This is a genomic window from Sulfurimonas paralvinellae (assembly GCF_014905135.1).
Taxonomy (GTDB): Bacteria; Campylobacterota; Campylobacteria; order Campylobacterales; family Sulfurimonadaceae; genus Sulfurimonas; species Sulfurimonas paralvinellae.
In genome coordinates, this window is record NZ_CP041406.1 from 1,881,743 (window position 1) to 1,892,844 (window position 11,102).

Here is an 11,102-nt window from a genome sequence, read left to right on the forward strand (position 1 = left end):
TTTCCTATAATTCAGTTTTTAATACTGCACCGTTCGATGCGTTAGATACAAGAAGCTGATAACGTTTTAACCATTTTGATTTGACTTCATTTTTGTATGGTTTGTATGCAGCTTTTCTTTTTGCGATTGTTTCTTCATCAACATTCAAACGTAAAATATGCTTATCTACATCAAGCTCTATCTCATCACCGTCTTCAATAAGTGCGATAAGGCCGCCTTCTGCAGCTTCCGGAGAAACATGCCCGATAGATGCACCTTTGGTAGCACCTGAAAAGCGCCCATCTGTGATGAGAGCAACACTTTCACCAAGTCCCATACCTTGAATAAGCGCCGTAGGTGCAAGCATTTCCTGCATACCCGGACCACCTTTTGGACCTTCATAGCGAATGACAACGACATTACCAGGTTTGACTTTTTTACCCATAATACCCGCAATGGCTTCAGGCTGTGAGTTAAAGCAGATGGCAGTTCCTTTAAAATGACGCATAGAGTCAACGATACCTGCTGCTTTGATAACTGCGCCATCTTCAGCCAAGTTACCAAATAAAATAGAGAGCCCTCCGACAGGCGAGTATGCATGCTCATTCGTATGGATAATAGAAGTGTCTTTAATGTATGCATCTTTAATACGCTCACCAAGTGTTTCACCTGTAATTGTCAATGCATCAAGATGAAGCAGGTCATCACCACGACGACTCACCTCTTTCATAACGGCATTCACACCACCTGCATCATCGATATCTTTCATATGAACAGTTGTTAATGATGGGGAAATTTTTGCAATATGTGCAACTTTTTCAGCAATTTTATTAATGTTTTCTATTTGATAATTAACATCTGCTTCTCTTGAAATTGCCAGCATATGAAGTACTGTATTTGAACTTCCGCCCATTGCCATATCGACAACGAATGCATTGTGAACAGCTTTTTCATTGAGAATATTTTTAAAATTGTATTGTTCATTGTTTTCCATTTTTGCAAGTTCTACGATGCGTTTTGCAGCCTTTTTAACCATCTCGATACGCTCAGGTGTCATCGCCAGTACTGTTCCGTTACCCGGAAGTGCGATACCCATCGCTTCGCAAAGAGTATTCATCGAGTTTGCTGTAAACATACCAGAACAGCTTCCCCCTGAAGGACATGCTTCACACTCTATTTCATGCAGCTCTTCTTCGCTCATTTTCCCGTCATTGAACTCACCTACCGCTTCAAAAGCCGTTGAAAGGTCTATCGGCGTACCATCTTTTTTATGACCTGCCGGCATTGGCCCGCCTGAAACAAATATAGTAGGAACATTTACACGAAGCGCGCCCATAATCATACCCGGTACAATTTTGTCACAGTTTGGAATACAGATCATAGCATCAAGCTTGTGTGCATTCATCACTGTTTCAATAGAGTCAGCAATAATCTCACGTGAAGGCAGAGAATAAAGCATACCGTCATGCCCCATAGCTATTCCGTCATCAACACCAATAGTATTAAAAACAAATGGTACACCACCCGCCTCACGAATAGCCTCTTTTACAATCTCTCCATACTCATGAAGAAAAAAGTGTCCGGGAATAATGTCGATGTAAGAGTTCGCAATTCCGATAAACGGTTTATCAAAATCTTCATCTTTCAGTCCTGTTGCACGCAGCAAAGAACGGTGAGGTGCTTTGTCAAAACCTTTTTTAATAATGTCACTTCGCATAAAATTTCCTTAATTTATTACAGTGTCGAAAACAATTCCGTCACTTCATCTAAGACCGATTAGGTCACTAAAACCAAGCTCTCTCAAGCCAGCGTATACATATATTCTTATTAAATTGCTGGAATTATAGCACTTTTTTACTATTTTTGGCTAAAAACTCTTTACAAATGAAAATAAAATCGCTATAATTCCGGCTCACTTACAAATAGTAAGCGTCAACATGCGGGAATAGCTCAGTGGTAGAGCACAACCTTGCCAAGGTTGGGGTCGCGAGTTCGAACCTCGTTTCCCGCTCCATTTAAAATTGAAACTGTTGAAAAACACCCATTTGCCCGGGTGGCGAAATCGGTAGACGCAGGGGACTTAAAATCCCCCGGTAGCAATACTGTGCCGGTTCAAGTCCGGCCCCGGGCACCACTGATAATAAACTGAAACTGGTGCCATCGCCAAGTGGTAAGGCCGCAGCCTGCAAAGCTGCTATCCCCAGTTCAAATCTGGGTGGCACCTCCAGTTTTATAATCAAACTACAACAAACGTGGATCTTTGGCAGAGTTGGTCGAATGCACCGGTCTTGAAAACCGGCGAGGGTCATACCTCCCAGGGTTCGAATCCCTGAGGGTCCACCACTTCTTTATAATACAATCCTTTACAAACCACTATAATAACGAGATTTCAAGAGATTTACTCTCGCCAATTCAAATAGACAAACAATCAAAAAGTTATTAGCTGCCAAAAATAAAAAAAAGCACAAACAAAAGCCAATATGCTATACTTCATTACGAAAAAGTACAGAATTTAACTCCACAGATAAATATACATACTAAAGGAAAATAAAAATGGCACATATAAAATTACCGGAATTTGAAGAAATGACTCCTGCAATTCAAGATAAAGCAAGACCTATTTTAGAAAAAACAGGAAAACTTGGTGATATATTTAAACTCTTAGCGTTAGATGAAAAAATCTATTTTGCTACAGATGGGATGATACAAAAATATCTCCTTGATGAAACAACGCTTTCTTATGATATAAAAGAAGCTATTGCACTGCTTATCTCCAAGGAGAATGGCTGTAAAATGTGTGTAGATGTCCATAAAAGTATTGCTAAAATGCTTGGTTTAAGTGAAGAAAAAATTGAAGAGATACTTCAAGGTATAGACTCAATGAATGTAGATACTAAAGATAAAGCACTTTTAAACTTTTGTATCAAAGCATCAGGAAAAGAAAATTATAAAATCTTAAAAGAGGAAATAGATTCATTAAAACAAATGGGATGGTCCGATGTTCAAATTGTAGAAGCTGTAGCAATTACTGGTTATTTTAACTATATCAATACACTCTCAAATGTATTTGGATTAGGACATAGTAATTAAGAATTATTCTATATAATTCAAGCAAAGACAAAGGAATATAATGAAAAAACTAATTTTACTGCTACTGACTACACTTACACTTTTTGGAGCAAATGCCAAAGATGCGGCATTTTTGCTTGACTATGAGGAAGTTTATGGCACGGCACTTTCCAAGGCGAAAAAAGAGCATAAAGTGCTTATGATGGTAATAGTCAAAGAACCTTGTCCTTACTGCGACAAACTTGTTGAAAATACGCTCGACACTCCAACCATAAAAGCAAAACTCAAAAACTTTGTACCGCTTGTCATAGCACATGATAGAAAATACCCAGATAGATTCAGACCACCGGTAAGACCTGTAACGCTTTTCATCAATCCTGATAACGAGACGGTTTTAAAAACTCTTGCCGGTTATAGAAATGTAGATGTATTTGCAGGTGCTATGAATGCAGCCTTTCAAAAATATAAAAAACAATACAAAGCAAAATTTTAACTTTTATATAATATCATTGCATTTCATGAATAAATCATGGGGCATTAGCTCAGCTGGGAGAGCGCTTCGCTGGCAGCGAAGAGGTCAGCGGTTCGATCCCGCTATGCTCCACCATTAACATGACAATCTGCCATATTTTCAACCATCTCTCTCTTTTTTTCTTATACTTCCAGCAATTTTAATCAGGAAACAGCATGCACGCAAATAAAAAAACAACATTTATTTTTGAAAACTCTTCTTTGGATTTACACAAAACCATCACATCCACACTCGATAACGGGGGAGCTGTTACTTTTTTGTTAAAGGATGCTATCGAGTTTATTTTTTACAACAAATATGCTAACGAAAAAGAGTTCCTTTTGCATCTCTACCACACAAATTCGCTCACGCAAAATGCCTTGGAGTGCTTTTTGAAGCATATGATGTTCAGTAAAGATACCGCCAAAAACTTTGTACGTTGGCAGCGAAAAAAAGCTCTGTTATAAGATTTAATTAACAAATAATCATATTTATAGTATACTTTATTTATGAATATAATCCAAAAATCAGCACTATTACTCGTTTTTCTTAACATACTGGTGTTGGCTGATGAGCCTATAAGTCCTATCCACACCCTGCAGGTAAACAATAAAAAAGCCAAACTAGGCAAAGAACTCTTTTTTGACCCAAGGCTTTCCAAAGATGACACCATCAGCTGTGCAACCTGCCATAACCTGCAAGAAGGCGGTGATGACGGACTAAAGTTCTCTTTTGGTATTAACGGGCAAGAGGGCAGTATCAATGCCCCTACTGTTTACAATGCCGCTTATAACTTTCGCCAATTCTGGGACGGACGAGCAAAAGACCTGCAAGACCAGGCAGCAGGTCCTGTAGAAAACCCTGTAGAGATGGGCTTTAATTTTCCCGATCTGATTCAAAAACTGAACAAAACTGATTACAAAGAAAAATTTCAATCTCTCTACAAAGACGGCATTACAAAAGCAAATATCACCGATGCCATTGCTGAGTATGAAAAAACACTCATTACGCCAAATGCTCCTTTTGACAGATATCTCAAAGGAGATAAAAAAGCTATTAGTCAAGATGCAAAAGAGGGCTATGAAATCTTTAAGGAAAAGGGATGCGTGAACTGTCATCACGGCGTCAATATCGGTGGTAATCTCTACAACAAATTCGGAATCTTTACAAAAGAAGATAAAACATGGTTTGGTCGTTACAATCTGACTCACAAAGAACGTGACAAGTTTATGTTTAAAGTCCCTTCTCTGCGAAATATTGCACAAACGGCACCTTATTTTCATGACGGGCGTACTTATGATCTTAAAGAAGCCATCAAAATTATGAGCCTCTATCAGCTCGGGCGTCATATCACAGACGATGAAATAAACAAAATTGAAGCTTTTTTACAGTCTCTTAACGGAGAACTCCCTAAAGATATCGAGCCGCAATGATGCAAAAACTCAAACATGCAGACAGAACGACACTGATACTTTTTCTTTTTATCTTCTTCATTGCTATACTCTTTTATACCAGTTATAAAATAAAAGCACAAATGAACTTTTTTGCTGTGGAGAATCAAAAGATAACAGAGCTGCAGATGCTTGATATAAAACTCAACAATATTGCACTTGCAACTAATAAATTTACCAACTATGATATCATCGACAAAGCGGAATCTGATTTTACAAAACTAGTTGGCAACATACATAGTGCCTTAAAAAGATATAGCCCTGATGCAATACCACTGCTGGATAAAGTCTTACAAAAATTTCAACAAAAACGTGAAGATCTTGAATACTTCAAGGCGCAAAATGCTTCTCTTATCAACAGTTCCCATTTTCTTTTTGATCTGCATACTACCATTACACAAGACAACATGCTCGCCCTTGAAGCTAAAAATATTACCAACGAAATTCTTTTTTACATCTTACGATACGCATCGAGCGATTATATTGATAAAAAGATTATAGAGACTAAACTTGCAAAACTACAAAAAACAGCTGACAAGTATTCCAACAGACATCTCCATACATTCTATAAACAGGCTGTTGTTATGCTAAACACACTGCAGTCGCTCAAGGAAGTTTCTGTAGATATTGAGAACAACCCTCTTCCAAAAGACATTCAGCGACTCAAAGAGCACCTGAGACTTGATTATGAACAAAATCTTGAGTATCAAACATTATTGGCACTTCTCTTTTTTATTTTTTCCATTATTCTTCTCATTACACTGATTCTTTCTCATCTTGATTCCAACAGAAGAAAAAAAGAGCTTCTCGCTTTTCGTTCGGCAATCGAAAAAAGTGACAATAGTGTTGTTATCACCGATTCACAAAGAAATATCATCTACGTCAATGAAAGTTTTGAAAAAACAACCGGATACACAGCCAAAGAAGCACTTGGACATAATCCCAACTTTTTAAAATCAGGCATGCAGGATGAAAATTTCTATAAAGATCTCAACAGCACACTCGCTCAAGGAAAAAAATGGGAAGGAGAATTTATCAACAAACGTAAAGACGGTAGACTGTTATATGAGAAAACGTCCATTATTCCCATCTATCTTGAAGGTAAGATTCTTAACTTCATCGCACTCAAACTTGATATTACCGATTACATTGAGAGAAATAAAAAACTGGTACAGGCAGCTGCAGTTTTTGAAAATACCGAAGAGGCTATTATTATCGCTGATGCAGATGGCAAAGTCATCTCAGTAAACAACGCTTTTACAAATATATACGGCTATACTCTCGATGAAGTCAAAGGCACAAACCTCAGTATGCTTCACGCCGGAGTATATGACGACAAATTTTATGCAGACGTATGGTACGAGATCAATAAAAATGGAATGTGGCGAGGTAAACTGATCAACAAAACAAAAGAGGGACAAAACATTCCTGTCTGGACTACAATCAAAAAAATCAAAGATGAGCATGGTAAGACTGTAAACTATACAGCTATTCAAACTGACCTGCGTGAGATTGAAAGGTCGCAGGCTAAAGCAGACTATCTTGCTTATCATGATCCGCTTACAGGACTTTACAACCGGGTAAACTTTGAAGAGTACCTCGCACATGCACTCTTAGTGGCAAAAAGAAATGAGAGTCTGATGGCGATTCTGTTCATCGATCTTGACAGGTTCAAGATCATAAACGACACCCTCGGACATGACATTGGAGATAAAGTGCTCATCACCGTAGCTGAACGCCTAAAGAATACACTTAGAGACAGCGACTTTATCTCTCGATGGGGAGGTGATGAATTTGTCGTCATTCTCGAAAACATAGTGAGTGCCAGTGATACTGCTATCGTTGCTACAAATCTTGTAGAAGTCCTCAAAGAACCTATGAACATCGATGGTCATCATCTCATCACAACGGCAAGTATCGGCATAGCCCTTTTCCCTGAAAACGGAGAGGATACGAACACACTCATCAAACATGCCGACAGTGCAATGTATCAGGCAAAAGATCTTGGTAAAAACAACTTTTGCTACTACACTTCCGAACTTTCATCACAGATACAAAAGAAGCTTGCCATAGATATGGCACTGCATAATGCACTTGAAAAGAACGAAATTTATATGCTCTTTCAACCGCAGTATGACCTGCAAACACAACAGATCATATCTACTGAAGCACTTGTAAGGTGGGAGAATGCAGAGCTTGGATTTGTTCCACCTGATAAATTCATTCCTATCGCTGAAGACAGCGGCACCATAGTTTCACTTGGCTATTTTATATTTGAAGAGTCCTGTAAAGCATACAAAAAGATGAAAGAGGCAGGCGTTGATTTGCAGCATATTGCTATCAATGTTTCAAGTATCCAATTTAAAGAACCGCATCTTTTAGATACATTTGTCTCTATTGTTAAACGTCATAATCTTCATCCTAGCGAGATAGAGATCGAAATAACCGAACGATTTTTAATGGACAACACCATTGCAAATATCAACCTTCTGCAAAGTTTTAGAAACTATGGTTTTCAGATCTCAATAGATGATTTTGGAACGGGTTACTCTTCTATGTCCTATCTAAAGCAACTCCCGATTGACACGATTAAAATTGACAAATCTTTTGTTGACGATATAGCTGATGGAAGCTCTGACAATGTCATCATAGAAGCCATGATAGCTCTTTCCAAAACACTTGGCTACCAAATAGTCGCAGAGGGCATAGAGACCAAAGAGCAAGAGGACTTTTTAGGGCAGACACATTGTGATATCGGGCAGGGATATCTCTTTTCAAAACCGATCAGCAGCAACGAGATTATTGCCAGATTCTCGTCTTAGGCAACCTCTCCATAGAAATAAAATCTGTTCTTGCCTGCCTGTTTCGCCGCATACATTGCCAGATCTGCTCGTTTTTTGATATCAAAGTCACTCGTTGCATCATCTGGGAAACGGGCGATTCCTATACTTGCAGAGAGAACAATATTACTGTCTTTACATGGCATTGTAAGATTGAACATCAGATTTTTTGCAATATTTTCAAGTTCGTTCGCATTTTCATAATGTGTCATACAAACGAATTCATCGCCACCAAGTCTGTAGGTATCAAGAATAATACTCTCTAGTCTTCTTGATGCTTCAACTAAAACTTTGTCACCGATATCGTGTCCATACTCATCATTGATCTTTTTAAAAGAGTCCAAATCAACAAAAAAGAGAGCAAAAGGCTTAGCATCGTGATGAAATCTGCTTATGTACTCGTTTAAATCTGCATCGAAAAGGTATCTGTTTCCAAGAGCTGTAAGCTCATCATGTCTTGCCTTGTGTGCTGATTCTTCCACATTTTCATACAAGATAGTGATATACTCATGCATTTGTGAAACCATCTTAAAATAGTAAAGTGGAATAACAAGATACGTAATAAGCCAGCCGATTGCCATTGCTCTTTCATCAAGCCAATATGTCGATGTCGTTATAAGAACCATCCATGATATAAGAACTGCCACATAAGCCGTATAGGCCATAAGTTTTCCATACCGCATACCATAGCCGACAATGTACCACAAAAGGATTCCTGCAAAATATGCTGAAAGTGATCCAATCAGATACATCACATATACACTCAGAGCCACATCAATGATAATTGAAAATAGAATTCGCTCTTTTTGCATTACATAAGGAAAATATTTCAGTGTCAGAAAATAGAAAAGATTTAGAAAAACAACAAAAACAGGTGCGGCCATAATCTCCTCAGCAGAATAGCCTCTGTAGTCTACATTGTGTGCGTAATAATAGTCGTAATAAAAGACAGCCATGAAAATAGCGATAAAGAAAAGTCGTAAAAAAATCTGTACTTTCTCGTTTTCCAGATATCTTTGGGCTATAGAATCATTTTTCATGAGAACTTCTCTGGTTGGGAAAAATAATAACCCTGTGAATATTCAATTCCCAAGGCTTCAACAACAGCCTGCACCTCAGATGAATGAACAAATTCAGCGATACAGGTAATATTGGAATTTTGTGCGAAGTTGGCAATTGATTTGACTATCTCATAACTTTTCTCATCACGGTCAATATTTTTAATATATTTTGCATCTATCTTCAAAAAGTCAATATCCAAGTCAAGTATACGTTCAAAATTTGAATACTCTGCACCAAAATCATCGATGGCCAAACCAAGTCCCATCTCTTTAAGTTCATTAAGCTGCTTTAGATGACTCTGCTTTCCATGCGAACTAACACCCTCCAAAATTTCCAAAATTATCCGTTGCGGATCAATGCCATACTCTTTTAGTTTTTGCGAGATATAACCACTCAAGTAGTTTCTTCCAAGATCATCCTCGGTAATGTTAAGCGAAAAAGATTCTCTACGATCCTGCATCACAGCGAAACTTTTATCTATCATTCTCATTGTGATCTCGGGCATCAGTCCCGATAACTGACCTGCTTCAAGAAACTCAAACGGCGAAATGACCCTGTCATCCATTTCTATTCGCACCAATGCTTCATACTTGCTTATTTCATTTGTCTCATTATTATGTATGCCTTGAAAATACGGTACGATTCTATCAGATTCAAGAGCATCGAGAATAAGCCGGTTAGCCTTTACAAAACGGTTTTTATCCTCTTTTCTTGGCAGATCAGTCACCGGATCAAAGATGTGGTATCTGTTCTTACCTAAATCTTTTGAAATTTTCAAAGCCAATGAAGCGTTTTCCATCAAGTTTTCAACACCATGGCATGCTCCATAGTTAAATGAAATATTGAGCACAACGCCATCAATCTCAAAAGAGTTCTCATAAAAATATTTTTGCACTTTCTTGATGATATCTTTAGCAAGATCTTTCTCACATAAAAAGGCGAATTCATCAGAATTAACCCGAAATATATCCGGCAGTTCACAGATGTTGACTAATGTTTTTGCAATTTCTTGAAGCAGTCTGTCTGCAAAGGCAAAACCGTATGCACTATTGATGTAGCTGAAATTATTGATATCAAAATGAATGAGCGTATAGGCTTTCTCATTGTTTGTCAATAATTGGGTAAGTTTTGATTTGTTGTCCAAACCTGTCAATTGATCATGATACGCCAGATAATTCGCTCTTTGCTGCGCTTCTTTAAGCTCGGTTATGTCACTGAAGATTGCCAGATAATTTTTTGTTTCATCTTCTTCTTTAATAAGACTCACACTCATCCATTGTGTTATCTCTTGACCATTTTTTCTTCTGTTAATAATTTCACCAGACCAGTGTGTTTTGTGCAGAATATCATCCCACATCTTCTTATAAAATGATTTATCATGATGCCCTGATGCCAGCATATTTGGGTTATGGTGCAAAACTTCTTCATCCGTATAGCCGTATATATCTTTAAAGGCCTTATTAACTTCAATAATATTGTTCTCTCTGTCAGTAATAATAACGCCTTCCTTGGCGTTTTCCATTGCTTGCGTGAAGAGTTCTATTCTTCTTTCATTGAAGGTATTTTTCAACACGATACTAACAATATTTGCAGCAGTTTCAAGAAGCAGCTTATGAAATTGTGACGGAGAGCGGTGTTCAAACGAGGAGAGTGCAAAAGTCCCTATAGCCTCTTTTTGCTCATTCCTCACAGGCACTGACCAACAGGAGCATAGATTGAAATCGTAAGCAATCTCACGAAGATCTTCCCATTTGCTGTCTGTAAAGGTGTCTTTAATATACTGTGGCTCATTTCTATAAACAGCGTTCCCACAGGATCCTCCATGAGGACCTGGTTTGAGATCTTTAAACTTCTCTATACCTTCTGGAGGAACTGAGGGAGCATGGATCATATCCATCAAACCCGTCTTCTTGTCTTTGAGCATAATGGAAGCGACAGAGTTTGGCAAGAGAGATTCTGCCATTAAACAGAGTTCATCCAAGATTTGGGAGCTTGAACCTCTTTCTGCTACTTTTTCAAGAATTACTTTCTGGATGTTGAGAATATGGTTATACTGCTCCTGCGTTACAGAAACCTCATCCATCTTTAAATCCTCAAGTAGCGCACAGTTGGAATTTTCTTCCTTACTCATATCTCTTACCTTGTATATCCATAGAATGGAATGTATTACTTCATTATATCGCCTAAAAA

The 11,102-nt window shown here is 38.0% G+C and carries 8 protein-coding genes and 5 tRNA genes; 10 read left to right on the forward strand and 3 right to left on the reverse strand.

All coding sequences use genetic code 11. The features are described 5' to 3' along the window. Positions 1–4 precede the first annotated feature (4 nt). Positions 5–1,696 carry a dihydroxy-acid dehydratase gene (gene ilvD / locus FM071_RS09670; RefSeq protein ID WP_193110795.1) on the reverse strand — a complete coding sequence of 564 codons (1,692 nt, stop codon included), beginning with the start codon at positions 1,694–1,696 and terminating at the stop codon, positions 5–7. 222 nt (positions 1,697–1,918) lie between these two features. Here ilvD and FM071_RS09675 point away from each other — a divergent pair. The 10 genes from FM071_RS09675 (at position 1,919) to FM071_RS09720 (ending at position 7,832) form a co-directional block, all read left to right on the forward strand. Further along, a tRNA-Gly gene (locus FM071_RS09675) sits at positions 1,919–1,993 on the forward strand. 33 nt (positions 1,994–2,026) lie between these two features. Continuing rightward, positions 2,027–2,113: transfer RNA gene (locus tag FM071_RS09680), tRNA-Leu, on the forward strand. Between the two features lie 19 nt (positions 2,114–2,132). Further along, positions 2,133–2,206 (forward strand) — tRNA-Cys (locus tag FM071_RS09685). A gap of 27 nt (positions 2,207–2,233) precedes the next feature. Next, positions 2,234–2,322 (forward strand) — tRNA-Ser (locus FM071_RS09690). A gap of 210 nt (positions 2,323–2,532) precedes the next feature. Beyond that, on the forward strand, positions 2,533–3,069 hold the full coding sequence (locus tag FM071_RS09695) for a carboxymuconolactone decarboxylase family protein (RefSeq protein WP_193110796.1): 537 nt from the start codon (positions 2,533–2,535) through the stop codon (positions 3,067–3,069). Positions 3,070–3,109: 40 nt separating this feature from the next. Then, the gene (locus FM071_RS09700) at positions 3,110–3,541 is read left to right on the forward strand and encodes a thioredoxin fold domain-containing protein (protein ID WP_193110797.1); all 432 of its coding nucleotides are present in this window, start codon (positions 3,110–3,112) and stop codon (positions 3,539–3,541) included. 38 nt (positions 3,542–3,579) lie between these two features. Further along, positions 3,580–3,655, forward strand: a tRNA-Ala gene (locus FM071_RS09705). An 80-nt stretch (positions 3,656–3,735) separates the two neighbouring features. Further along, positions 3,736–4,026, forward strand: a complete 291-nt coding sequence (locus tag FM071_RS09710; RefSeq protein ID WP_193110798.1) for a hypothetical protein — start codon at positions 3,736–3,738, stop codon at positions 4,024–4,026. A gap of 42 nt (positions 4,027–4,068) precedes the next feature. Beyond that, positions 4,069–4,992, forward strand: coding sequence for a cytochrome-c peroxidase (locus FM071_RS09715; protein WP_193110799.1), 924 nt, complete (start codon positions 4,069–4,071; stop codon positions 4,990–4,992). Beyond that, the gene (locus tag FM071_RS09720; protein ID WP_193110800.1) at positions 4,989–7,832 is read left to right on the forward strand and encodes an EAL domain-containing protein; all 2,844 of its coding nucleotides are present in this window, start codon (positions 4,989–4,991) and stop codon (positions 7,830–7,832) included. Before FM071_RS09715 ends, FM071_RS09720 begins: the two co-directional genes overlap by 4 nt. On the opposite strand, the gene FM071_RS09725 is transcribed toward FM071_RS09720, so the two are convergent. Both FM071_RS09725 and FM071_RS09730 read right to left on the reverse strand, forming a co-directional pair. Then, positions 7,829–8,890, reverse strand: coding sequence for a GGDEF domain-containing protein (locus tag FM071_RS09725; protein WP_193110801.1), 1,062 nt, complete (start codon positions 8,888–8,890; stop codon positions 7,829–7,831). The two genes, FM071_RS09720 and FM071_RS09725, sit on opposite strands and share 4 nt — an antisense overlap. Continuing rightward, on the reverse strand, positions 8,887–11,043 hold the full coding sequence (locus FM071_RS09730) for a sensor domain-containing diguanylate cyclase (protein ID WP_193110802.1): 2,157 nt from the start codon (positions 11,041–11,043) through the stop codon (positions 8,887–8,889). The genes FM071_RS09725 and FM071_RS09730 overlap by 4 nt, the downstream gene beginning before the upstream one ends. Positions 11,044–11,102: the final 59 nt, after the last annotated feature.